The sequence below is a fragment of the Methylobacterium sp. J-118 genome (genome assembly GCF_057836565.1).
Genome location: NZ_JBYQFA010000001.1, coordinates 4,663,861 through 4,686,348, shown reverse-complemented (window position 1 = coordinate 4,686,348; position 22,488 = coordinate 4,663,861). Strand labels below are relative to the sequence as shown.

At 64.4% G+C, this 22,488-nt stretch carries 26 protein-coding genes and 1 pseudogene; 16 read left to right on the top strand and 11 right to left on the bottom strand.

Translation table 11 applies throughout. The annotated features are described in order from the left end of the window. Positions 1-524: 524 nt before the first annotated feature. Positions 525-785, bottom strand: coding sequence for a hypothetical protein (locus tag AC3IF3_RS22945; protein WP_489230451.1), 261 nt, complete (start codon positions 783-785; stop codon positions 525-527). A 159-nt stretch (positions 786-944) separates the two neighbouring features. On the opposite strand from AC3IF3_RS22945, the gene AC3IF3_RS22940 reads away from it, so the two are divergent. Continuing rightward, positions 945-1,541: a hypothetical protein gene (locus AC3IF3_RS22940; protein WP_489230449.1), complete on the top strand. Its 597-nt coding sequence runs from the start codon at positions 945-947 to the stop codon at positions 1,539-1,541. Between the two features lie 422 nt (positions 1,542-1,963). Here the strand turns inward: AC3IF3_RS22940 and AC3IF3_RS22935 are convergent, their stop codons facing one another. After that, the gene (locus AC3IF3_RS22935; RefSeq protein ID WP_489230448.1) at positions 1,964-2,266 is read right to left on the bottom strand and encodes a hypothetical protein; all 303 of its coding nucleotides are present in this window, start codon (positions 2,264-2,266) and stop codon (positions 1,964-1,966) included. Between the two features lie 98 nt (positions 2,267-2,364). On the opposite strand from AC3IF3_RS22935, the gene AC3IF3_RS22930 reads away from it, so the two are divergent. Then, a complete protein-coding gene (locus tag AC3IF3_RS22930) occupies positions 2,365-2,637 on the top strand; it encodes a hypothetical protein (protein WP_489230447.1) in 273 nt (90 codons plus the stop codon). Positions 2,638-2,682: 45 nt separating this feature from the next. On the opposite strand, the gene AC3IF3_RS22925 is transcribed toward AC3IF3_RS22930, so the two are convergent. After that, on the bottom strand, positions 2,683-3,048 hold the full coding sequence (locus AC3IF3_RS22925) for a hypothetical protein (RefSeq protein ID WP_489230446.1): 366 nt from the start codon (positions 3,046-3,048) through the stop codon (positions 2,683-2,685). A gap of 344 nt (positions 3,049-3,392) precedes the next feature. Here AC3IF3_RS22925 and AC3IF3_RS22920 point away from each other — a divergent pair, with 344 nt between their 5' ends. The 4 genes from AC3IF3_RS22920 (at position 3,393) to AC3IF3_RS22905 (ending at position 7,511) form a co-directional block, all read left to right on the top strand. Continuing rightward, the gene (locus AC3IF3_RS22920) at positions 3,393-4,742 is read left to right on the top strand and encodes a hypothetical protein (RefSeq protein WP_489230445.1); all 1,350 of its coding nucleotides are present in this window, start codon (positions 3,393-3,395) and stop codon (positions 4,740-4,742) included. After that, a complete protein-coding gene (locus AC3IF3_RS22915; protein ID WP_489230444.1) occupies positions 4,742-6,562 on the top strand; it encodes a hypothetical protein in 1,821 nt (606 codons plus the stop codon). Before AC3IF3_RS22920 ends, AC3IF3_RS22915 begins: the two co-directional genes overlap by 1 nt. 104 nt (positions 6,563-6,666) lie before the next feature. Further along, complete coding sequence (locus tag AC3IF3_RS22910) at positions 6,667-7,098, top strand: cupredoxin domain-containing protein (RefSeq protein ID WP_489230443.1); 432 nt, start codon at positions 6,667-6,669, stop codon at positions 7,096-7,098. A 161-nt stretch (positions 7,099-7,259) separates the two neighbouring features. Beyond that, positions 7,260-7,511 (top strand): hypothetical protein, encoded by a 252-nt coding sequence (locus tag AC3IF3_RS22905; RefSeq protein ID WP_489230442.1) that lies wholly within the window; start codon positions 7,260-7,262, stop codon positions 7,509-7,511. A 245-nt stretch (positions 7,512-7,756) separates the two neighbouring features. Here AC3IF3_RS22905 and AC3IF3_RS22900 read toward each other — a convergent pair whose 3' ends face one another. From AC3IF3_RS22900 to AC3IF3_RS22885, 4 genes are all read right to left on the bottom strand, one after another. Continuing rightward, positions 7,757-8,047: a hypothetical protein gene (locus tag AC3IF3_RS22900; protein WP_489230441.1), complete on the bottom strand. Its 291-nt coding sequence runs from the start codon at positions 8,045-8,047 to the stop codon at positions 7,757-7,759. 239 nt (positions 8,048-8,286) lie between these two features. After that, positions 8,287-9,378 (bottom strand): helix-turn-helix transcriptional regulator, encoded by a 1,092-nt coding sequence (locus AC3IF3_RS22895; protein ID WP_489230440.1) that lies wholly within the window; start codon positions 9,376-9,378, stop codon positions 8,287-8,289. A 489-nt stretch (positions 9,379-9,867) separates the two neighbouring features. Then, on the bottom strand, positions 9,868-10,032 hold the full coding sequence (locus AC3IF3_RS22890; RefSeq protein ID WP_489230439.1) for a Flp family type IVb pilin: 165 nt from the start codon (positions 10,030-10,032) through the stop codon (positions 9,868-9,870). A 161-nt stretch (positions 10,033-10,193) separates the two neighbouring features. Then, positions 10,194-10,418, bottom strand: a complete 225-nt coding sequence (locus AC3IF3_RS22885) for a hypothetical protein (protein WP_489230438.1) — start codon at positions 10,416-10,418, stop codon at positions 10,194-10,196. Positions 10,419-10,878: 460 nt separating this feature from the next. On the opposite strand from AC3IF3_RS22885, the pseudogene AC3IF3_RS22880 reads away from it, so the two are divergent. The 4 genes and pseudogenes from AC3IF3_RS22880 to AC3IF3_RS22865 form a co-directional block, all read left to right on the top strand. Next, a pseudogene (locus AC3IF3_RS22880) lies at positions 10,879-11,034 on the top strand (HU family DNA-binding protein); the annotation flags it as partial. A 421-nt stretch (positions 11,035-11,455) separates the two neighbouring features. Further along, on the top strand, positions 11,456-14,605 hold the full coding sequence (locus AC3IF3_RS22875; protein ID WP_489230437.1) for a sensor domain-containing phosphodiesterase: 3,150 nt from the start codon (positions 11,456-11,458) through the stop codon (positions 14,603-14,605). Positions 14,606-15,162: 557 nt separating this feature from the next. Continuing rightward, positions 15,163-16,158, top strand: coding sequence for an MCP four helix bundle domain-containing protein (locus AC3IF3_RS22870; protein ID WP_489230436.1), 996 nt, complete (start codon positions 15,163-15,165; stop codon positions 16,156-16,158). A 136-nt stretch (positions 16,159-16,294) separates the two neighbouring features. Beyond that, positions 16,295-17,100, top strand: a protein-coding gene (locus AC3IF3_RS22865) for an IS5 family transposase (protein ID WP_489230435.1) whose coding sequence is annotated in 2 segments (ribosomal slippage) — positions 16,295-16,631 and positions 16,631-17,100 — 807 coding nt in all. Because the reading frame shifts where the segments join, the coding sequence is not laid out codon by codon here. Positions 17,101-17,188: 88 nt separating this feature from the next. Here AC3IF3_RS22865 and AC3IF3_RS22860 read toward each other — a convergent pair. Together AC3IF3_RS22860 and AC3IF3_RS22855 are read right to left on the bottom strand one after the other, a co-directional pair. Then, on the bottom strand, positions 17,189-17,641 hold the full coding sequence (locus tag AC3IF3_RS22860) for a hypothetical protein (RefSeq protein WP_489230434.1): 453 nt from the start codon (positions 17,639-17,641) through the stop codon (positions 17,189-17,191). A gap of 11 nt (positions 17,642-17,652) precedes the next feature. Beyond that, positions 17,653-17,943, bottom strand: a complete 291-nt coding sequence (locus tag AC3IF3_RS22855) for a hypothetical protein (protein ID WP_489230433.1) — start codon at positions 17,941-17,943, stop codon at positions 17,653-17,655. Between the two features lie 88 nt (positions 17,944-18,031). Here AC3IF3_RS22855 and AC3IF3_RS22850 point away from each other — a divergent pair, with 88 nt between their 5' ends. The 4 genes from AC3IF3_RS22850 (at position 18,032) to AC3IF3_RS22835 (ending at position 20,414) form a co-directional block, all read left to right on the top strand. Next, entirely contained in the window at positions 18,032-18,256 is a 225-nt protein-coding gene (locus AC3IF3_RS22850) for a helix-turn-helix domain-containing protein (protein WP_243970340.1), read from the top strand. Positions 18,257-18,517: 261 nt separating this feature from the next. Beyond that, positions 18,518-18,805: a hypothetical protein gene (locus tag AC3IF3_RS22845; RefSeq protein ID WP_489230432.1), complete on the top strand. Its 288-nt coding sequence runs from the start codon at positions 18,518-18,520 to the stop codon at positions 18,803-18,805. A gap of 249 nt (positions 18,806-19,054) precedes the next feature. Further along, positions 19,055-19,723 (top strand): SOS response-associated peptidase, encoded by a 669-nt coding sequence (locus AC3IF3_RS22840; RefSeq protein ID WP_489230431.1) that lies wholly within the window; start codon positions 19,055-19,057, stop codon positions 19,721-19,723. A gap of 298 nt (positions 19,724-20,021) precedes the next feature. Continuing rightward, positions 20,022-20,414 carry a hypothetical protein gene (locus AC3IF3_RS22835; RefSeq protein ID WP_489230430.1) on the top strand — a complete coding sequence of 131 codons (393 nt, stop codon included), beginning with the start codon at positions 20,022-20,024 and terminating at the stop codon, positions 20,412-20,414. Positions 20,415-20,474: 60 nt separating this feature from the next. On the opposite strand, the gene AC3IF3_RS22830 is transcribed toward AC3IF3_RS22835, so the two are convergent. Next, positions 20,475-20,876, bottom strand: coding sequence for a helix-turn-helix domain-containing protein (locus AC3IF3_RS22830; protein ID WP_489230429.1), 402 nt, complete (start codon positions 20,874-20,876; stop codon positions 20,475-20,477). Between the two features lie 221 nt (positions 20,877-21,097). Between AC3IF3_RS22830 and AC3IF3_RS22825 the strand changes: the two genes are divergently transcribed. Together AC3IF3_RS22825 and AC3IF3_RS22820 are read left to right on the top strand one after the other, a co-directional pair. Further along, positions 21,098-21,370 carry a PepSY domain-containing protein gene (locus AC3IF3_RS22825; RefSeq protein WP_489230428.1) on the top strand — a complete coding sequence of 91 codons (273 nt, stop codon included), beginning with the start codon at positions 21,098-21,100 and terminating at the stop codon, positions 21,368-21,370. Positions 21,371-21,412: 42 nt separating this feature from the next. After that, positions 21,413-21,631 (top strand): hypothetical protein, encoded by a 219-nt coding sequence (locus AC3IF3_RS22820; protein ID WP_489230427.1) that lies wholly within the window; start codon positions 21,413-21,415, stop codon positions 21,629-21,631. 420 nt (positions 21,632-22,051) lie between these two features. Here AC3IF3_RS22820 and AC3IF3_RS22815 read toward each other — a convergent pair whose 3' ends face one another. Beyond that, on the bottom strand, positions 22,052-22,441 hold the full coding sequence (locus AC3IF3_RS22815; RefSeq protein WP_489230426.1) for a heme utilization protein: 390 nt from the start codon (positions 22,439-22,441) through the stop codon (positions 22,052-22,054). Positions 22,442-22,488: the final 47 nt, after the last annotated feature.

The window sequence follows — 22,488 nt, the reverse complement described above, 5'->3', positions numbered from 1 at the left end:
GCTGCAGAGGGTCTTTTGCTTGGCATGTTGGCACCTTCTCTTGAGGTGCCGGCAGGAAAATCGGTGGCGCAGGACGTCAGGATGCACTATGTCAGCGGGGCCTAGACGTTGACATGTGACCTGCCGCCGGCTCCGGTTTTCCGGACCGGCGGTGAGTTAGGCAGCGCGGCTCGCGGCCTGCCGCAGTTCGGCTGTCGACGAGACCCTTGGCCCGAGCTTTCCCAGTGCCCACTCGTTGAGATCGGACACTGCGTAGAGTGGGATCCGCCCAGCCTTTCGGAACGGGGGCGAGCCCCCGATGACAGCGAGCTTCGCCAGGGTCTTGGGCGAACAAGGGAAGTACTTCTCGCTGATGTGATGCGCCGCTTCGGAGCGACGGAGCAGCCGCGACGAGATCGGTTGCATTGAGCAACTCCCTCTCGGCGTGAGCGCAATCTCGGTCATAACTGGATCCCAAATTAAGCGCCGGCCGGCTCGGCGCGGGTGGATCCGGCCAGCGGGGGAGCGCCCCGCCGATTGCGGGGTCAGGCGGCGATGGTGTCGGGCTTTATGCCGACGAGCGGCGCGGCGACCCGGGCGGGCACGAACACAGCCCGTCCGATGCTGATGGCCTCGACCCGCTTCTCGCGGATCGCGCGATAGAGCCCCTGCTCGGTGATGCCGATCACCGGGGCGAGGTCGGCAACCCGCACGTTCAGACCATTCCGGATCCGATCGAACACCGCCGCGTGCGAACTGACGGCTGGAGTTCGCGTGCGGGCGAGATTATGGGCCTCGGGCGTCATGGGGCTTCCGTATGTTACCAGTAACACAGATCTACACCCTTCATCGGGGTTTGGAAAGCCCCATGTGTAGCCGGTAACTCATCCCGTTGACCGCCTGCGGGCCGTTGCGCTAGGTTCACCGGGTTTCAGCAGGTCATTTGTACAAACGGGGCCAAAGCGATGCCAAAAGCTCTCAAAGAAGAAGACGGCAAGCGTTATTCTTTAAGTGCCCGGACTACGCTCGAACTCAACCAAGCTCTAAAAGACGCCGCTCAAAAGAACGGTCGTTCGGTTTCGCAAGAAATCGAGTACCGTCTCGAACAGTCCTTCGCGTCCGAACGTATTGAAGCAGAGATCAAATCGAAGACGCCGATGCGTCCCTTTGATGCCAAGACGGAAGCTCTTCTGCGTTCGATTCAACTGGCTGCAGGCACTGCCATGACAAAATTAGATGCGTCTTGGGTCGATAACATCTATGCAAGAGCCGCGGTCAGAGCAGCAATTATCGGAGCTTTCAATTCATACCTAGCGTCGAGTAAGATAGATCTTCAATCATCAGACCTCGATATCGCTGAACTAGAACACGCCAATCGGATCGGACAAGCATTCGGGCTTCTGATGGGCGACTCGAGCGGCTTCGTCGGTGGCGCGTCTCTACTTCGGGAACTCAAGAGCATCCTTTCGCCAAACAATGTCGGCCTCGGCGACGTGCTTGCGCCGGAGGAACTGCGTCGGGATGTCGCATTACGCGAGTTGAATGCCAGTATAGCAGCTTAACTCCAAAGAGCTGGATCAAACTCGATCCGGCGGCGTGTTGTATATACATCTTTGGCGCAGCGTCTAATCTTTCCAGGCGGAAAGGGGGCGCCCATGCGACCGCTCAATCTCGATACCATTCTGATCGTTCGGACCGACCGCGAATTGCATGCGGCTCTGCACGGTGTGGCTCGTCGCGAGGGCACCACGGCCAGTGCCCTCGTGCGCAAGGCCGTCGCCTCGATCATTTCCCCCAAGGATTCGCCTAGTTCGCCCCCGCCGGCCGCTCCTACGGTCGCTCTGCCGATGGCAGCCTGACATGGCCACCTGCGGCATTTCATGGCTGGATCGGCGGATCGACGCTCGGTTTTCAGCAGCATCCGAGCGTGTCCAGCGTGCAGACTTGGCCACTTTGGAAAAGGTTTTGGACGCCCAAGCCGCCATCATCGGCCAGCTTGGGTTTGCCTCACCGTTCGAGCGGCCGACGCGAGAGCGGCTGCGCGAGTTAGAAGAACAGTTAAATGATTTTGCGCCAGGACTGTCATGTCGGCTAAAAGCTCCGCTTTGCTATCCGTCAGATCACGCTTCGGACCAAGCTGAGCAAACATTTCCTGCCAGCGGCGATATTGCATGGCGTTCTCTTCCTCTGAATGAGAAGCCCACATTTCCGAGAGCAGGTGTTCGATGACGAACCCCTGCGCCATGACCATCGCTGCGGTGTTCCGCATGGTCTCTTCGTCCATCATTAGCTCCATCGGTTCGGTTGGCTCCGCCGATGTAGCGCGCTCGCCTGCCACTGCCCCCGGCGGCTGGCTGAGCGTCGCCATTTCAAGGGCCGCCTGACATGAGTGACATCTTGCAGGCCGAAGCCCCCCAAGACGCTGCGGAGCCCGGTCTGACGCCCCTGCAGGCGAGGGCAGAGACCTACCGCTTCGCACTGGCGGGCACGCTCCGCTCGCTCGCGGCAGTCAGCAACGCCACGGCCTCGAACCTCGAAACCTACGGCCATCTCGCCGAGGTGATGGCCCTGATCGCGACCCTCGATCGCCTTCGGGCGCAGGCCGGCGATCAGTTCGAGTGCTTTGGCGCCACCCTCGGCTCCTGCGGGAGCGCGTGACCGTGCCCCGCTTCGCCTTCCTCCGCTTCTCAAACCTGTAGGCGCTCACCCATGTCCGGTGGACTGTCCTTCGGCATGTTGCCGACCTTCGCGGACCTCGATCCGGCCGCGCAAGCTGCCGTGATGCAGCGGCTCCAGGCTCAATTCGGCGGCGATCAGCCCGCGGGGCCTGGTGGCGCTCCGGGTCAGGCTGACCCGCAGGTGCAGGGTCCGGCTCCGGGCCAGGGACCGCAGCCCCCGGCGATGAATGAGGCCGCCGTACAGCGGATGGAACAGGCGACGGCGTCGCCGCAGGATCGCGCTGCGCTCGGTCCCGCGCCGGGCTCGCCGGATCAGCTCCTGTATGACCGCGCCGGGCTCGGTGCCGGCCCCAACCCGTTCTCGGGTTCCGCGGACCCCTTCGGTCAGCATGCCGTGCCTCTTCCGCCGCAGCGGCCCTCGGATGCCGACCTACTGTCCGCTCCGACCGCGACGGGCTCGGTGTCGGGCATGAACCCCGGCATGCCGCAGGCGCAGCAGGTCGCCTCGTCGAAGGCTGTCCCTGGCCGCTGCCGAACCAGCATCTGCCCGCCACACCGGCCGACCGCGCCGCCGAACCTACGGGCGGACCTCCTCCTGCGAGCGCTTTCGATCCGTTGACCGGCCAGGTGACCTCAGGCTCGCCGCGTCCGCTCGGAGCTCCGCAGGGTGCTGTCTCTCCGTCCAGTGCGGCGGCGGCGACCGGCGCATCCACGGGCCTGGGTGGGGGCAGCGTTATGGAGAAGTTCGCGCAGGGCGTGGGGGCTGGAAACCCTGATATCGGCAATTTGCTATTGCACATCGGCACCGGCCTGATGAGCAAGCGCGGCTTTGGCGAGGGCGTCGCTGCTGGCCTGCAGAGCTACCAGACCTCTCAGGCTGGATCGCTGAAACAACAGTTGCAGCAGGTCCAGCTAATGCAACAGATGCAGACGCAGAACGCGCTCCGACAGGCCTTCGCCGGCAAGGGCCTGCCGCCGGCCATGGTCGAGGCGGCCGCCCTCGATCCGACCGTGCGGTCGAGCGTCCTGGCGCAGATCAACCGGCAGCCGCAGCAGATCGATTTCAACGGCGAGCGCTACATGGGCGTGCCCGGCACGGATCCGAGCACGTGGCAGCATCTCGGCTCGGCCGGTGCGCCTCTCGATCAGGAGGTGAAGAAGGCCGACGCGCTAGCGTCCGTGGCCGACAACCACAAGGACGACACGATCCGCTACATCACGGATCCGAACACCAAGCAGCAATACCCGTTCAACGAGAGCGCCTACCTGCGGGCTCAGACGGGTGCGGGGCGAGGGGCGGCCGGTTCAGGTGCTGGAGCCGCTGGCGCGGGCTCGCAGGCGGGGTCAGGTAACGATGCACCCCCGCTCGGGCCGCCGATCACCGGCAAGGGCCCGACGCCCGCCGAGGAGTCCGAGCAGCGGGTCATCGGCGACGCGCGCGGCAAGATCCTGTCGAGCGCCATCGAGGCCGGCGACCCGGCCCGCAAGCGCATCGCGGTCACGGACCAGATGGCGGCGGCCCTCAACCAAGCCGCGCCGAACATGACCACCGGCCCGCTCTCGAGCTCCATCATGACCGCCAAGGAAGCCCTGGCGGGCGTACTCGGCCGACCGATCGAGGGGCTGTCCGGTCAGGAGATGCTGAACAGCATGGGCCCGATCCTCGCGGGCGAGGCGGCCAAGGGCATCACCAGCCGGCCGGCTCTGGCCGAGTTCAAGGCCATCGCCAACGTGAAGCCCGGCCAGCAGTTCAGCGTCGAGGGCAACCGGGCGCTGCTCGATGTCATTCGCCAGAACGCCCAGCGCGAGGCCGACCTCTCCGACCTCGCGGCGACCTCCAAGGACGCACCCGAGTTCGCTCAGAAGCGCGAGGGCTACCTGCGCGACAACCCGCTGATCAATCCGTTCACGCAGAAGCCGTTCGGCTCCGCGTCCGGGGCTGGGCCCGGCATGAGCCTCGGGGCGAACGGGGGCGCCCCGTCTGCGGGCTCACCCGGCGGCGCGGCGGCTCGGTTCCAGCAACTCCGGCAAGGTGGCCTGTCCGCGGCCGACGCTCACGCTCGCATGCTGCAGGAGGGGTACTGATGGCCGACATCGAGGCATTCGATCCGGCCGCCTATGAGGCGTTTAAGGCGCAGGCTTCAGGGGTGAAGCCCGGTGCCATTGAGGCGTTCGACCCCGACGCCTATGCCGCGTTCAAGGCTCAGGCCAGGCGCGGCCCCGGTCCGCAGACTGCGTCGGATCTCGCATTGGGCGGCGAGGATCCATCGCAGAACACGCCCGCCACGGAGACGCCGACCGGCCGGATCCTCGGCACGCCGACCGGTCTCTACGCGGCCGCCAGCAGCGCCATGGATAGCATCCCCGTCGTCGGGCCGATGCTGACCGGTGCCAGTGACCGCCTCGCGGCTGGGATCCGCTCCTATCGCGACGGCACCTCCTACGGCGACGAGCTCAAGCGCATCCAAGACTACGATGCCGGTGCGCAGGCGGCCCATCCGGTCGCCAGCACGGTCGGCAGCGTGGCGGGCCAGATCGGAGGTATCGCGCCGCTTGCTATAGCTGCGCCTGAATTACTCGGAGCGGGAACGGCCGCATTCCCGACGCGGATGTTGGCCTCGACAGTTTCGAGTGGCCTGCTCGGCGGTGCCGATGCTGCGGTCCGGAGCGGTGGCGATTTGCGCGAGACTGAAAAGGGCGCCGCGACTGGTGCCACCCTCGGCCTCGGCGCCCCCGTCCTCGGCGCAGCAGTCGGTGCTGGCGTTCGCAAGGTTGGGGAGATGGCCGCCGAGCGCTTCGCCCCAACGGCAGGGTTCGGCTCGGCCGCTGCAGGCAAGCTCGCGGACGACGTGGCATCCTCCGGCGGCGCTGATGCCGTGCGGGCGCGGCTCGCCGATCTGGGCCAGCCCGCCATGCTGATGGACGCGTCGCCGAGTTTCACCGGCCGGGCGCAGGGCCTCGCTGTCGAGCCGGCGACGCGCGGCGCCATCGTGACCTCATTGGAGACCCGAGCGACCGGCGCGAACGCTCGGATCCGTGGTGATGTCGACCAGGCGCTCGGACCCGCTGCGGACCCCGCCACGGTACGCGCGGCGCGGCAGCAGAGCTATGACCAGGTCGTGCCGCCCATGTATCGGCAGGCCGTGGGGCAGCCCGTGCAGGTCGACACGAGCAACGTGCTCGGGATGATCGGCGACCTGCGCAGCCAGGAGAAGGGCCCGGCGGCCGACGCCTTGGCCCGTGCCTGGATCCTGTCGTGGCGGGCCGACCGCCTCGCCAACATGAAGGATTTCACGGCCGGGGCGTCCGACCCCGTGTCGGCGCAGGCGAACTTCCTGCTGCAGGAGAACCCCCAGCTCACGCAGGCCCTGCAGAACGCGCAGAGCCCGCAGGAGGCTAATCGCCTGATGGCGCAGGCCTGGAAGTTTCAGGGGTACGACCAGCCCGGCGGGGAGAACGTGGCCCGGCTCGCCACGACGCAGGCCTACGCCAACAGTCTCGGGAGCGGCCAGGCGCTGCCGGCGACGTCCGCGCCCCGCGGCGCCTCGATGGGCTCGACGGCGCAACGTGGCGGGTTCGGCCTCGGTGGCGTCGTCGGGCAGGGTTCTGCCGTTCCGGGGCAGTCTTCCCCGACGCCCGACGCCGCGTCCCTGGCCGGTCAGCCGACGGCGCTGGACGGGTCGCAGGATCAGGGGCAGCAGCAGGGCGGCTCTTATGGCGGCATCGCCAGCGCGCTCAAAAGCATCGCGGGCGGGCAGCAGAAGCAGGGCCAGAAGGCAGCGGGCGGCGGCGGAATGGCGCCCCCGAAGATGGATGGGCGAGCGATGACCCTGCAGCAGGCCCGGCAGCAGTTCGACGCGAGCCGGTTCTACTCGATGCTGCCGCGGGGCGGGCGGGCCGGCTGATATGCCCGGGGCGCCGGCTCCTCCTGCAGATCGTAGGTCTGGCCGTGCTGCGCTACATTGGGCTCAAGATGGCGAGCGGGGGGGCGGGTGGTCGATCCTGCTACATGGCGATCGTTCAAATTTTACGCGTTCTTCAGCCGCTCCCTTATCGAACGCTCCTGCAAAAAGTTCGCATTGATCCGGGTCGGAACATGCGTGCCTCTAGAACCACCGCCTTATTTCTTGCCTCGACCGTCGCGCTCGCCGCGGCTGGATCGGCTCGCGCGGATCTCTCCAGTGCCATGAGCATCGTGCTGCAGAAGGGCAGGCACTACGCGCCGACCGACCTGTTCCTGCATCGGGGTGACACCATCACACTGGTCAACGGCGACGAGAACGCTGTGCATCACGCCTTCATCGAGGCCGATCGGTTCGCGTTCGATGCCGGCGATCAGGAGCCGGGGAAGCAGGCCACGCTGACGCTTAAGGAGCCGGGCGACTTCATCATTCAGTGCGGCATCCACCCGAAGATGAAGTTCACCCTCCACGTACAGTGAGAGGCAAACACGAAGCCAAGGGAGGGTAGTCAGTTTGGGTGCGGTGACACAACCTGCAGCCGACGCAGGTCATGCGTGCAACTCTGGGTATTTTTCCGAACTCGGGCTGGATGTAACGATTTCGTGAGGGCCGCAGGTCCTAGCGGGATCGGGCACCTTTTATGGACGCGGTTGAGGATCAGCGAGATGTCGTGCTCCACAATCTTGTGAAGCACGCCGGTCCGGCGCGAGCACGGCTGCGTCTATCTCTTCCCGATGCAGCGCGCCTTGTCCACGTCGAGCCCGAACTCATCGCGGGTATCGAGAACGGTGGCGACTGCACGGCTCCACTCATCGTGCTGACGCAGTTTGCCCTGTTTCTCGGCCTTAACGAGCTTGGCCTACCGCGCCCTCAGCCCGCCGGGATGGAGTAGCCGTCCTACCAAAACGTATCCGGCCGAAACTTCAGCTGAGGCCAGCGCGTACCGCTCGCCTATGAGCGAACAACACGACAAGCCCGCGACCCTGGATGCAGCGTTGGCCGTGAAGATCCATGCTGCCCGCGTACGAGGTGCCTACTCGATTGAGACCCTGGCGGCGCTTGCACAGGTCGCCCCCGAGGTGCTTGCCAGACTTGAGGATGGCTTGCCGATCACCGAGGCGGGGGCTCGTGACCGCGTCATGGGCGTGCTTGGCCTGCGTCCAGATAGCCAACCCTATCCTGCCAAGCCGACTGATTTCGGCCGGCGCCCATCGGATTGAGATGGAAGCACGCTGACCCCGTCTGCAACCGTCCAGCCTCCTCCCGCCACGCATCGCGCTCGGTCCGCATGGCCTCGACGAGGGCGTGCATGTTGCCGGCGTCGATCGCGGTTTCCACGAGCATGTCTTGAGCGGAGGCCAGTTGCTCGCGCAACTCGGCGTTCTCGGCCGCCAGCGCCAGAAGTAGGGCGGCCACGACATCGCTCATTCCTGCTCCCGCACACCCCGAGGTGGCGCGTCTAGCTGGGCTCAAGCTTGGCCGCAATCGCGTCCGATCAGCGCGACTACGCTGGCGAGGCCGAACCGAGACTGGGCGTAATCGCGCCCGGTGCTGCTCTGCCGGCTCTCGGCACGCGGCCGGTCGCTGGGTGTATGCTGATCTCGGATGGATAACGGATCGCATTGCGCTGCAGGATCGCGCCTTCCGGCGTCGCTTACGCCGTTTCGTCAGCCCCTGTCAGGCAGAACCACTATCCCGTTCAGAAGGGCCGCCAACTCCGATTGTCGCCCAGTCCCGGTTTTGGCAAACACGGCTTGAAGCTGCGATCGTACAGTGTTCGTCGATACGCCCACTTGGGCGGCGAGTGTGGGCACATTCAGGCCCTTGGCGATATCGCGTGCGATGCGAGCTTCAGCTGGGGTCAGATCGAATAAGCCTTGGACGAGCTTCACATCCGGTACGCGATCTGTGTCGAGTGCTGTGACTACGGCTAGACAAGCGGTACGAGCAAAAACGTCTCTCGCATCTCCAAGAACGGGGACGAGGTGCAGGATCGCCGCTCGGCCACCGATTCCAGCTGGAAGCGGTATCGAGGCGCCACGTGTTGCATTCGGTGCGGCTCGCGCATTTTCAAGCACGGCGCGCAGACTCGCATCGGCCGCTGGATGCGCGACGACCAAGCCGAAGGGTCTATCCTGAAACAGAGTCGGGATATGCTCTGCGAACCGGTCGTTGGCTGCCAGGATCTTGCCACTGAAAGACAGGGCCGCCGCTGCAAGCCCGAGTGCCTCTAGATCGCCGACCGTAGCCTCAAACCGTAGCTGGCTGTACCGCGCCGCCAGGAGCGCCGCGCGCGCGAGATGAGGGCGATAATGATCGAGGTGCTCGGCCTGAACCCGGGAGAATGGCCCCTGATCGTGACGCCGCTCGATGTTGACGACAAGCGTATCGCCATTCGGAACCGCGATGGCGGTCCCGAGATGCCAGCCGCCTCCGAGGCGTCGCATATCAGCGTACATCGGCTCCCGGTCGAGTTCCTCGTCGGTGAACAGATCGAGGTCGGTTAGAAATCCAGCATGATCGCGCCGGACCCCGCGTTCGACGAGGGGGTTTTCCGCCATCCAGCCAGCCGCCAAAAACGCGTCGAAGAACTCTGTGGTAGCTTCTGAGGCGGTCCATCGCGTCGCTTCAGGTGTGGCGGTGAAAAGCATGCCACCCCAGGCGCCTGTCATCTGAGACAGGCGATCAAGCAGCGACGGCCACGCCTCCGGAATATGAGCGGCCTCATAGATGTCGCCGAGAAGAATTTCGTCGATCACGGTTGTAGATAGCCTAATGCGCTAGAATGACCGGGGACCAACTACATGAAATTAGTTTCAGTTGCGTTCGACAAATCGACCGCCCGCAGGCCCCACCGCATGGCTTGACCGCCTTGACCTCCCGCGAGAATTCTCGATCGGTCGAGGTCGACCGCTGCCGCTCGGCAATCTGATCAAGGATGTCGTGCTGCAGCGGGGACGGGTGATGGCGGCAGTTGGCGAGACCTGACGTCGTCACCCAGAACGGCACGCAGATGCAGAAGGCGGATTGAGGTTCGGAACAGCCTGCCTGCTCGCGGGTCTACGAAACATCCTTCGATCCCACCCTCAGCCCCGTAGGCTCAGCCGGGCCGGGCTTTTTTATCACTGCTCAAAAATTGTATTCCTGCTTCGTTGCAACCACTGGTCGAAAATAATAGATAGAAGCGGTTCCAGATCGAGACACTCCTTCAGCCCGCCCGGTTCGCCGGCGCGGGCTTTTTCGTAACCTCAGTTCAGGTTGCCGGCGATGGCGCTGAACTTTGCAGCGAGCCGTGAACCCACGAGCCTGAGCGAGCCGATGATCACCACGGCGATCAGAGCAGCGATCATGCCGTACTCGATAGAAGTGGCGCCGGTCTCATCACGAATGAATTGCCGTAGCAGCTGAGGCATCGCACGGATCCTGCGCCGATTATGGCATCACGAACCTGTGATAGCGTCGGCGCGTTTACGGACTGTGAAGATCTGGTTCCTGCGGCATCTTGCAGAACCACAGGCGGCAGACAGCGGAGGCCGCACAGCTCAGCCTCCGCCACCGCACCGGCCCTCACACGTCAGCCAGCGCCATGGCCGCCCTTGGCGTTGTCGGGTTGGGGCGTAACCGGCCGGTTGTCGTAGCCGCCGCTCTCGGGACCCTCACCGGCATCAGGCTCGGGGCTGCCTGGCGAATTCGGGCCACTGCTGCCTGCCGCCGGATCGAGCTTCTTCAGTTCACCGATCGGCCGGCCTGGGGGCACGGTCCCGAAGGCTTCGCGTGCCGCGTCTACATCCGAGCCCATGTTGGCCTCCGTTGAAGTCGTGGGAGGCCAAGGCGCGGGGTCTGACCGAAGTTCCCGGGAGGACTTTTCGGCGGGAGCCTTAGTCCGACAGCACGGCGACGAGCGAGAACGATGTAGCGAGTACGAACGTGCCTACGACGAGGGATGAGATGAGCAACATGGGAGGACTTGGGGGCTGAATGGCTATGCTTCCTCAATGTCTGAGGGCCACTCCCAGTTGCAACTTATGTGTGCATAGCCGCTCACCACTTGCGGGCCTTCCCGAACGTGGCTGCGATGCAGGGCCTGGCCCGGTATGGGCAATCACCTTCGTATCGGCCGCTCGGCCCTGCCCCGATCCGATCGCGGGGCGAGGGAGCGTCCGATCTCACCAGCGGTCGAGCCGATACGCAAAGCGGCCCGTAGCTGAGAGTGCTGGGGAACGGTTGCGGTCCGGTGACCGAGGCGGCATCGGTCACGCATGATCCTATCCGAGCTCGTCATTCGCATCGCAGAGCAGAGCCCGCACCTCTTCAACCGGGACGTCGAGCGGGTAGTCGACGCCATCCTCAACCGGATGACGGAGGCCCTAGCGGATAGTGACCGCATGGAGCTGCGCGACTTCGGCACGTTTGCCACGTAGGAGCGTCGGCCCGCGCCCGCCTGCCCCGCGAGACCAGCCGGCCCGACCGCTGCGCAATTCTGTCGCTGGAGCTCGACGCGCTCGCCGATCGGGTCCGACAGCTCCTGCCGTCGCATTGGGACCAGGAGCGCTCCCACGTTGAGCGGGACGCGATTGTGCGAGCGCTTCGGCGGTTGGTGCGGTCTGCGTCTTCACACTTATAGTCGAAGTAGCAAAGCGGCGTTGATCCCGAAAGCCCTTCTGCCCTAGGCAATAACGGCATTCCGCTTTAGACATTCATCTACAGTCAAGAATTTATTAATTTGCCTTGATTTCCATCTAGAATATGCATCTGCTTCCAAAGGCTCGCTTAGCGAGCGGTTTATTAATAATAGGTGGGAATAATCGCGCTCGATCGAGTTGTGTCGAGCCGCTGATGCCGAGCCTCCCAAGCGTACCTTCCGAACTGGTTTCTGACCTCATTGCGTCGGATGTCCAAGGGGATCCGCAACTCGATGCCATCTGCCGAACCGCCACCGCACTCTTCGGCACGCGCTACGCCTTCGTCTCACGCCTCGATGCTGAGTGTCAGAGGATCCTCGCTCGCGAAGGATTGGAGGTACTCACGACGCCGCGCTCCGTAGCATTCTGTGCCGTCACGATCCTCGGAGTGGTGTACCAACCTCTCGTCATCCCCGACACCCACGAAGATCGGCGTTTTGCCGCCAATCCGTTCGTAATCGGCGAGCCGTTTCTGCGCTTCTATGCTGGGGTTCCGATCGTTCTTGGGGACGGTGAAGATGGTGCCACTGTCTGTATTGCCGACACAGCGCCGCGCCACGGCTTCGGGGCTGACGAGCGGCGGCAATTGCATGATCTGGCGATGCTGGTTGAGGCTATCCTGCGCGGGCGTCGTGCACAGAACGAGACGACATTGGCACTGCTGAAGGCAGAAGAAGCCAGCGCATCTCTTCGAGCCGAGATCGACCGGCGCAATCGGAGCGAGGCACTGGCCGTACATCAGCAAACGTTGCTGGAGGAAGCGCAAGAGGTCGAGCGCTTCGCCGAAGAGGCTGCAGGCTTCGGACGATGGACGATCCAGCCCGCACAGGGCACCGTCATCTGGTCGAACGGCATGGCGCAGTTGCTCGGTCGGGAGGATTTTGCCGAGCAGGTTCTGGACCTTGAGCAGCATATCGCCTGCTACCACCCAAGCGAGCAGGAGGATATCCGGAAAGCCATACCCCGAGCTGATGACAAAGCAGACGGGCCAGCGGGTGGGTTCACCCGGCGCGGTCGCATCTTGCGGCCGGATGGTGAAGTGCGGGACGTCGTAGTCCACGGGCGTACTACGCGGGATGCAACGAGCGGCGCAGTGGCAGCGAGCGGTATCACCCTCGACGTGACGGACCTGATGCGTTCTGAGGACCGGCTCCATGCTTCAGAAGCGCTCCTGGGGATGACGCTGGAGCATATGGATCAGGGTTTGATTATGACCGACGCGGATGATCGCGTGCGAGTCTGTAATCGTCGCGTCGCCAAGCTGCTTGGGATACCCGAGGAGCTGCTTGAGGATGGGATGCCGTTCGATCGTGTCCGCATCTATCAGCGAGATCAGGGTGAGTTCAGTCACTTACCGGATCATCTGAGGCATTGGTTGGAGCACGGTGATCCTAAGAATTGTGTCCCAGATTACGAGCGCACCCGCCCAGATGGCACGGTGCTCCAGGTTCGCACGCTCCCGCTGCCTGGAGGAGGTATGGTGCGCACCTTCACCGACATGACCGCGTACCGCGCCGCTGAAGCCGCAGAACAGGAAAGCGAGAGACGCTTCCGCCTTCTCGCAGCAAACGCGAGCGATGTCCTCATTTTAGGCAGCCCCAACATCCGTCGTACTTATGTTTCCGCTGCTTCACTTGAAGTTCTCGGCTACGAACCCAGAGAATTAATTGGAACAAATCCGTTAGATATGATCCACCCCGACGATGTTAATGTCTTTAATGAGAATTGGTCACAACTATTCAGCGGCGACAACAAGCGACCAACTTTTTGCCTTCGGCATCTTCACAGAGATGGTAGTTACATCTGGATCGAGACGTCTGCTAGCCTGCTATACGATGAGCATAAAACTCAGCCAAATGGCTATGTCGCCGTACTTCGCGATGTGACGGCTCGCCGAGAAGCGGAAGAGCGAATCCGCCATATGGCCCTGCACGATACGCTCACGGGTCTGCCCAATCGAGCTCTGTTCCGCGACCGCCTCGACCAAGCCATCGCGCATGCTGCGCATACGCACAGCCCCTTCGCCGTGCTCGCTTGTGACCTCGACCGGTTCAAGGCGATCAACGATAGTCTCGGTCATCCTGCCGGCGACGTTCTTTTGCGCGTCGTAGCTGAGCGGATGCAGTCGGTACTGCGACCCTACGATACCGTTGCCCGCCTCGGCGGGGACGAGTTCGCGATCGTTCTCGCCTATCTCGACGAAGAGTCTGCGGCGCCTTCCCTCGCCGAGCGGCTGATTGCAGCTGTGGGCGAGCCGATCTTCCTCGACGGCCAATCGGTCGAGGTCGGCGTCAGTGTCGGCATTACGGTCGCCTCAGAGAACGACGGCGACGCCGACGAGCTGTTCAAGCGCGCCGACATGGCCCTCTACGAAGCCAAGGCCGGCGGTCGCAACACCTACCGTACATTCTGCCCGGCCGTCGGAGCCCGCGTTGCCACGCGCGGACAGCTTGGGTTGGACATGAAGGAGGCGATCCGGCGCGGTGAGTTCCGCCTGGCGTACCAACCGGTCGTAGACGCGACGACCGGCAAAGTTGTCAGCCTGGAGGCGCTGATGCGCTGGTCCCATCCAGCTCGCGGTGAGATCTCACCGGGTGAGTTCATCCCGCTGGCGGAAGAGAATGGGCTGATCGTACCGCTAGGCGCCTGGGCACTGCGGGAGGCCTGCCGCGAAGCGCTGAACTGGCCGGAAAAGTTGCGGGTTGGGGTCAACGTGTCGGCCGTACAGTTCCGTAGTGGGCTGGAGGAGGCCGTGCTCGTCGCCCTGGCGGAAACGGGATTGCCCGCTCACCGACTGAAGTTGGAGGTGACCGAAAGCGTGCTGATGCAGGATGGTGATGCCGTGATTGCGTGCCTCCACCGACTGCGCGCGCTTGGAGTCATCATCGCGCTCGACGATTTCGGTACTGGTTACTCGTCGTTGGGCTACCTGCGGCGCTTCCCCTTCGACAAGATCAAGATCGACCGAACCTTCATTCGCGACATCACCGACCCGGATGCGGCGGCGATCGTGCGGGCGGTCGTCAGCATCGGCGAGCGGCTTGGCATGGGCATCGTTGCTGAAGGTGTCGAGACCGCCGAGCAGCTTGAGCTTGTCCGCCGGGAAGGCTGTACGCAGGTGCAAGGTTTTCTATTCAGCCGACCGTTATCACCGCAGGACGCGCAAGCCTACGTTCTGTCTGCCCAAGCAGTCTCAGTTGCAGCCGGTTCGACACCTCCGGTCTCCCCACCTAAGCGTCGGAGAAAGCCTCCCGCAGCCTTGCTGCCGGCATGTCCGGCTAGTCGGGCCCCGCAGGTCGCGTGAAGCGCTCGTACGTTAGTTTTAGTCATGTCCGGGCGGCTGTCCAGTTTGGACAGCGCTGCCGTCAGGCCGCCTCGGCCGCCTTGTTTCCGCTCTGTATTTTAGGGGGGGCGGGTGGCTCCACGGGCAAGCCGTGCCACCGCTATTCCCCGTTAGAAAACGGGCCGCGAGCCCTCGAACGCACTGTTGTGCGTGCTGCTCTCAGCCGGTGTCCAAGTTAGACAAGGCCGCCGACAACAGGCTGGTCCGAGCCCTCATCCATGCTGTTCGGATGCTGTTAGCAGCACGAACTCAGACGTGCGGTACTGTTTGGTTGCGACCCGACCTGTTCGGTTGCGGCCCTTGTCTCACTTCCTTTAAAGCAGACAGAGCTATGAAAATTATCTCGCTGCGACCAGATTTGGTCCTAAGGACATATCTAAACATATTTATCAGTATAGTTCATTCGGTATTGCGGCCACGAAGTAAATTTCATAACCAACAAGAGGCAAAACTATTAATCTCAAATTAAGCATGATGCGTCATTTCCACGCTGAGATCTGGCTTGGAAAAACGCTGAGATGAACTTCAACTTCACCGTAAGGGCACGCCTAATCGCGTCGTTGCTCGTCTTGCTCGCCCTATCCGTCGGACTTGGTGGCTTCTGCTATAGCCGCATAAATGCCCTTACCGTGTCCATCGACGAGCTTGGCGGCAATACCCTGCCGTCTACCCGGATCCTCAGCCGCTTGGCCACGGATTTCGAGGCCCTCCGCAGCCGGCAACTGGCCTACCTCGTCTCCAGCGAAGAACGCCGGCCTCAATCCCTGCCGCGCCTGCGCGCCAGCATGGCCGACATCGAGGCGGACTTGAAAGAGTACGCGCCCTATCTCAGCGACGGTGAAGATGCCCTTTGGAAGGCCGTGACGACCGCGGTGCCTGCTTATTCACAGATGGGAGAGGAGTTCCTGCGCCGGATGCAGGCCGGCGAGACGAAGGCGGCCACGGACCATCTCTTGGACGGCATGCTGCCGAACTTGAACGCGGCCCGCGCGGCCATAAAGGCCGATATCGCCTTCAACGACACGAACGGCAAGCAGGGCGCTGCCAATGCCAGAACTCTATCCGAGAGCGCCCGCGGTGGGATCGCGGTGGTGCTTGTTGTCGTCGTCGTCGTCACGCTGGTGATCGGCTGGATGTCCGTCTTCACGATCTCGGGCCCTGTCCGCCGCATGGCGAGCGTCATGAAGCGGGTGGCCGATGGCGACACTGACCTCGCAGTACCGAATGCCGGCGAGCGGAGCGAGATCGGCGAGATGGCCGCCGCAGTGCAGGTGTTCAAGGACAACCTCGTCCGCACCCGCAAGCTCGAAGAGGAGACCGCCCTGGCCCGGGCCTCCGCCGAGGAGCAGCGCAAGCGCGTGATGCGGGACATGATCGCGACGGCGGCCAGCAACTCGGCACCGACGTCGAGGAAGCGCAGGGACCGGCTGTGCGACGTGTCGGGGCGGACAGGCGTCACGGCTTCCCACGGCTCGATCTCGCCCGGGATCGGCTCGTCGGGCAGGTTGCGGTAGCGGCGATCCACCGGGAGCCGGTGGCGCTCGGCGGTGGCGACGGGGCGCACTGGGACGGGCTGGCTGAAATTTGGGATGCGGGCATAAGAGCGCCTAACAGAACGGCACCGAGCGGGGTTTTCAGCGTTGGTTTGGCATGGCCAGACTGCTTCTTCCCGTTGATCTCTGGGATGAGATCGCGCCGCTCCTCCCGCCGCCTCGGCCGCGTCCGAAGGGCGGGCGTCGTCCAATTGAGAACCGGGCCGCACTCACGGGCATCCTGTTCGTGCTGCGCTCGGGGCTGCCGTGGGAAATGCTGCCGGCCGAGATGGGCTGCGGCTCCGGCATGAGTTGTTGGCGGCGACTGCGGGATTGGCAGGCGGCGGGCGTTTGGAGCCGTCTGCATGACGTGTTGCTGGAGCGCCTGCACGCAGCAGGGGAGATCGACTGGAGCCGGGCTTGCCTGGACAGCGCGTCTGTCCCGGCCAAAAAGGGGGGCCTGCCACCGGCCCGAACCCGACGGACCGGGGCAAGGCGGGCACGAAGCGCCATCTCGTCACCGACGCGCGCGGCACGCCGCTCGGCTTCTGCCTGAGCGGTGCCAACCGGCACGACACCGTCATGATGGCGGCCACCCTCGATGCCATCCCGTCTGTGCGGAGCGGTCGGCGCGGACGACCGCGACGCCGTCCGGACAAGCTGCACGCTGACAAGGCCTACGATGCCAGACCTCGCCGCCAGGAGTGCCGAGCGCGGGGGATCGTCCCACGCATCGCACGTAAGGGCATCGAGAGCAGCGAGAAACTCGGTCGTCACCGTTGGGTCGTGGAGCGCACCCACGCCTGGTTCAACCGTTTCCGTCGATTGCCCATCCGCTATGAGCGACGCGCAGACATCTACGAGGCCTTCACGAGCTTCGCCGCCAGCCTCATCACCCTCAACCAGATCAGACGGTTCTGTTAGGCGCTCTAAGTCATCGTTCGGGCTCCGTGATGGGCTCGTGGGGTCGGCTCGGTGGTGAAGGGGGCGCCCCGCGGTGGGGCGCGTCAGGTCAGGCGGCGGGCGGCGCCAGGCCTGAATTCAAGGCCCAAGCGGGGTGATCGCCCTCGGGGCCGTAGAGGTCGGGGAACAGCATCCACAGGCGCTGCTCGATGCGGGTGAGCAGGTCGCTGCCAACGTCCATGGCGTCGTCGCGCAGGGCATCGTCGTAGAAGCGATCGTGATCGCCATGCATGTCGCCGGACACGTACTCGGCCAGCACCATGCCGATGACGGCCGCGCCGATCTCGGCCTGGGTGGCGGGCGAGAGCCTGTGCCACGCCTCGGCGGGCGTGAACGGGAGCGGCATGCGGGCCCAGAGCGCGGCGTGGTCAGGCAGGCGGGCGGTGTCGCCGCCGCTGAGGGGACGACCCCGCAGATTTGCGGGCACATCGGCAACCGCAGGAGCGGCGGTGGCGGCGAGGAGGCCGGCAGCGAGGGCACGGCGGTTGATGCGGGCGGACATCGGTGCGGGCCTCAGTGAGCGGCGGCGCTGCGGGCGGCCTTGGCGACCTGCCAGGCGGCTTCCAGAGCGGAGGACATCGCCTCGCGGCGGGAGACGCCGCAGCGCTCCATGATGCCGGGGGCGGCCTTGCAGGCGGCGGCCATGATGGCGGCGCGATCGTACTGGCCGGCGGTGGCGAGGGGGCGGGTACGGGCGCCGAACTGGATCAGGGCGCGGGCCGAGAGCAGGCCGGCGGGGATTACCGGCTTGCTGTCGTGGAGCGAGCGGGAGATGCGGTTCCAAGAGACGGTGCGGTAGGGCATGGCGGGCACCAAGTGGTGTAAATCTCACCACTAGTGGTAACGCCTACACCGGTTTGATGTCAACCACATTCGGTGATAAAATCACCATATGAAGCCGTTTCAATGCCGAATGGCCCGCGCCGCACTTGGGTGGACCACGCAGGATCTCGCGCGCGAGGCCAGCGTGGGAGCCAACACCATCAACCGGTTTGAGGCCGGTCAGGACGCGCGTGTCAGCAGCGTCGATAAGATGCGGGCCGCCCTCGAAGCGGCAGGCGTCGAGTTCATCCCGCAGAACGGCGGCGGGGCCGGCGTGCGAATGCGCCAGCCGTGAGCCCGCGCTGGGCCCGGATCGGCGGGACCGTTTCGCTGGCGGGGTTTACCGTCATCGTCACGGCCTTGGCAGTCTGCCGGCTCGTGGGCCTCGTGCCATAACCGCCGGTCTGGAGTTCATCCCCGAGAACGGCGGCGGGGCCGGAATTTGGTTCCGGGAGCGCAAGGGGTAGCATTCTCGGCCGCGAGCAGTTGCCACACGGTTTACCCGGAACAACGATCGGTGAGCCCCCTTCCCTTAAGTTAAGAAACTGGAGGAACCATGTCCAAGGCCCTGAATATCGCCGCCGCCACTGCGATGCTCACGCTGTCAGCGAGCTTCGCTGTTGCCGCTCCTTGCAATGTCGGCACGACCACGAATGCAGCTACCGGGAAGGATACCAGCTCGAACGTCGATGGCGGTTCGACCGCAAAGGTGAGCCCTGGTGCCAAAGCAGAGTCTCCCGGCACGGTCGGCGCAATGAACAACACCGGCGCGGCGATGAAAGATGATGGCTCGAAGAAAGCGCCCGAAGGTCAGCCCGTGAAGCCCGGCGCTGATAACTGCTGAGCCTGCACCACCGATCGCGCCAGCTTGGTGCAGCCGACTAGCATCCCGATCCGGGATCACGTCAAACGAGGCCGTTCCGTATCCGATAACCGCCCTCCCCCATATTGCGTCTCGGGCCGTGTCGCGTACCGGCCCCTCGCCGTGAGGAACGGCATTAAGCCCCGCCGACCCGTGATTGGACCGGGCGGCGGGGCAGTGTTCGACATCTCGCGGTCCTGATCGTCACCGCGGCCTCGGCGAGCCTGCTGTATGTGCAACCTCTACAGCCTGATCCGCTCGCAGTCCGCGATCGGCAAGGCGTTCAGCGTCGAACGCGATGACACCGGCAACCTGCCGCCGCTGCCCGGCATCTTCCCGAACACGGCTGCGCCCGTGATCCGCATGCGCGACGGTGCTCGTGCCCTGTCGATGATGCGCTGGGGCATGCCCTCCCCGGCCTTCGCGCTGAAGGGTAAGAAGGTCGATCCCGGCGTCACGAACGTCCGCAACACCGCCTCGCCGCACTGGCGCCGCTGGCTTTCGCCCGAGCACCGCTGCCTCGTGCCGTTCACGAGCTTCAGTGAGAACGAGAAGGCCGCGGACGGCTCGCACCCGCCCGTGTGGTTCGCCCTAACAGAGGACCGGCCGCTCACCTGCTTCGCGGGCATCCTGGTCGAGGGCTGGCAGAGCGTGCGGAAGGTAAAGGACAGCGAGACGACCGACGACCTGTATGCCTTCCTAACCACCGAACCGAACGCCGAGGTCGGCGCCGTGCACCCAAAGGCGATGCCGGTAATCCTCACGAAGCCGGAGGAGTGGGCAACGTGGCTGTCGGCACCCTGGTCGGAAGCGAAGGATCTCCAGCGTGCCTTGCCGGATGATGCTCTCGTAGTCGTCGCCCGAGGCGCGCGCCGGGATGGGCGAGACGACGCGGATTAGCGGCGGCGGGGCTGACGGAACAGCGAGGGCTCTGCCCTGCTTCAACGATTCGTTAACCATAACGGCTGAGGTAGCTGTCAGCGATCGGCTGGAGGCTGAGCGTCGAAAGAGCAGCACCGAGACCCGGATGTACGGTCTCGTGGTGCCGCCTCCTTGGCGCAATCGCAACAAGCCCGCACCTGGAACACCAGGGCGGGCTTTCTCATCATATGGGGCGGCGGGGCTATTCCAATCCATGTTGAGCAAGGTCGCTTCTGGCCGCATGGTTTGACGGTGACGCTTGCCGTAGCTCAGCCGGATGGCATCCGATTTCGCACCCACCATGCTCCCGAACGCCGCTGCCGTGTGGCGCAGCGCCCTTGAGGATCTGTCCCCGCACGCTTCACCATGCCGGTATCTGACGCCTACCCGCTGGGTGCCGATCCGCGAGGCTGCCATCGATTTCTGCGACCGGCTCGGGGCTGAGGCCCATGCGCTCGGTTGGACGGCGGCCGAGCTGTTCGCGCTTCATCCAGAGCATGGAAGGCTGCGGATCGACTACTGCGGGGTGATGATGGTCTCCGGGAGCAAGGTTTTGGCGGTGGAGCCCACCAGGGTCGTGTTCGCAGACGGCTCAGGCTACCGGACCAAGCAAGGTCAGGTCTGGGGCATTCCGGTCTGGGAGTATGCGAAGAAGGCCGCAGGCCGGTGAGCTGCGGGGTTCGAGCGCGCATTGGTGGCACGGGCTCGCTGCTGGGTTTCACGTTGCTGGTTACGCTTTTGGCCGCCTTCGATCTTTCGGGGCTGATGCCCTGAGCGTGGCTCCTGGACGCCGCTGAGTTTCTTCTCGGGCCTCCCTTTCAGCCTCCCGAGCTGCCCGCTTCTCGGCCCGTCGCTCCTCCAGCAACTCCTTGAAGTCGATGATCGCGACTGTGGGGGCCGCCGGAGGGCGTCTACGATTGCGTGTTGGTTCAGGCGAGCGCTCCATTCGTCGCTGCCGATCCCGAAACTGGTCTATGTCGGCGCGGTCGAAGCGCTTGCGGATGCGCTTCTTGCCCATGCCGATCGCTATGTAGGCGATGTCTCCCCGGGCTACGTGCGCGTCGAAGGTCCGGCGCCCGATCCGCAGCAGCTTGGCCGCCTCGTCAGGTGTGAAGAGATCGGTTTCGGGCATAGGATCCTCCCAGCGGGATGGCCAATGCCCCGCACTCCAGCACAAGTGACCCAGGCTGACATCGCACGGGCGATCCGATCCCAAACAGCCTGCGAAGCCGTCCTGGCATCGTCAGCGTCGAGGACGTGGACGGCCAGCTCTGACCGTCATCCACGGCGATCACCGCGCAACTGCTCCACACGCCACCCGTTATCAGACACAATCAGAAACGGAGGCGGCTAATGAAATGGACGGCACTCATCTCCTTTACATTGGTGGCGACCCTCGGGCTCGCGGGCCCATCTCTAGCGAAAGAGGACAAGCCCGGCGCCGACTGGATCCCAGCCGATCAGGTCAAGCAGAAGCTCATGGGTGCAGGCTACTCCAGCATCACGGAGCTGGAAGCGGACGACGGGCACTGGGAAGGTGAGGGCATGAAGAACGGCGTGAAGATGGAGTTCCACGTCGATCCGAAGACCGGTGAGATCACAAAGGAGAAGCCCGATAAGGATTGACCCAACGGTCGGCGCTGACCGGAACCGGATCAAGGCAGGTCGGTGACGAAGTCGGCGAAGCGCACGGCTTACCTGATCGCGGTGCATCAGAAACGCGAGACTGTCCGCGTCTACGCCGTGCTTGCCCAATCCGCGGCGGCGGCTCTGGCGCTGGTCGGCAACTCAGCAACCGAGGACATGCAGGTCGAGGTGGTGGGCTCGCTCGGACGCGACATTGCCCGCCGCCTCGGCCTCAAGCCGGATGAAATGCGGCTCGTATAAGAAGCCCTTGCGACTCCCCCTCCTGCGCCGCACAGGGGCGAGGGTCAGGGCGCGTCACGTGGAAATCGGATCCTGGTCGCGGAGCGCCAACTCTCGACGCAGCTGCTCCTTCACAGCATCCCGCACAGCTGAACTATCAAGCTTTCTCTGAAGGCTTTCCTTCGTGTGCCCCTCAAACGGCCGCTCAGCCTGCCAACGCCGCCTCGTCATGCCGATAATAGACTCTGTCAGCATCCCGCTCCCCTCTCGCGAGCGCTGCTACTGCAACAGCCGGCGACCAGCCAGGACCGGCAGGCCACACAACACGATCGTGAGGACGTAGCCCCTACCCAACTCGGCCCCGCGCGCGTGTTTGGCCGGGCGGCCATACCATCACGGCTCGCCCGACCGGCTCATGATTGGATTGGGCGACGGGGCTCTTCAGCCTGCTCGCTTGGCACTCCAGCTGCCGCTGCACGCGACCAGTCCGCCGGACGTGCGCCATGTACCGCTGCCGCTGCCCTTTGCGGTCAGACTGCCGGCGATCGGCACCTTGTTCGCGCCGCTTGTAATCGTGGCCTGCACGGTCCCACCCGCCGACACGCCGCCGTCGATGTCGACCTCTTCCCCGGGGATTGAGGCGTCGCTTTCCTTGATCTGCACCTGATAGCTCGTGCTGGCCGAACAGGGCCCCTGAGCCGTAGTGGCGACGATGGTCCACGAGCCATCGTATTGGTTCGGCACACGCACCTTCTTCGTCGCAGCATCGGCTGGGCTCAGAACGACTGCCGTCAGGCTGGCGACAAGGATCAGGAGAGGGGTACGCGCCACGAACAGCTCCGACGGTTGCGCCGCCGGGATTGACCACGCCTCCGCAG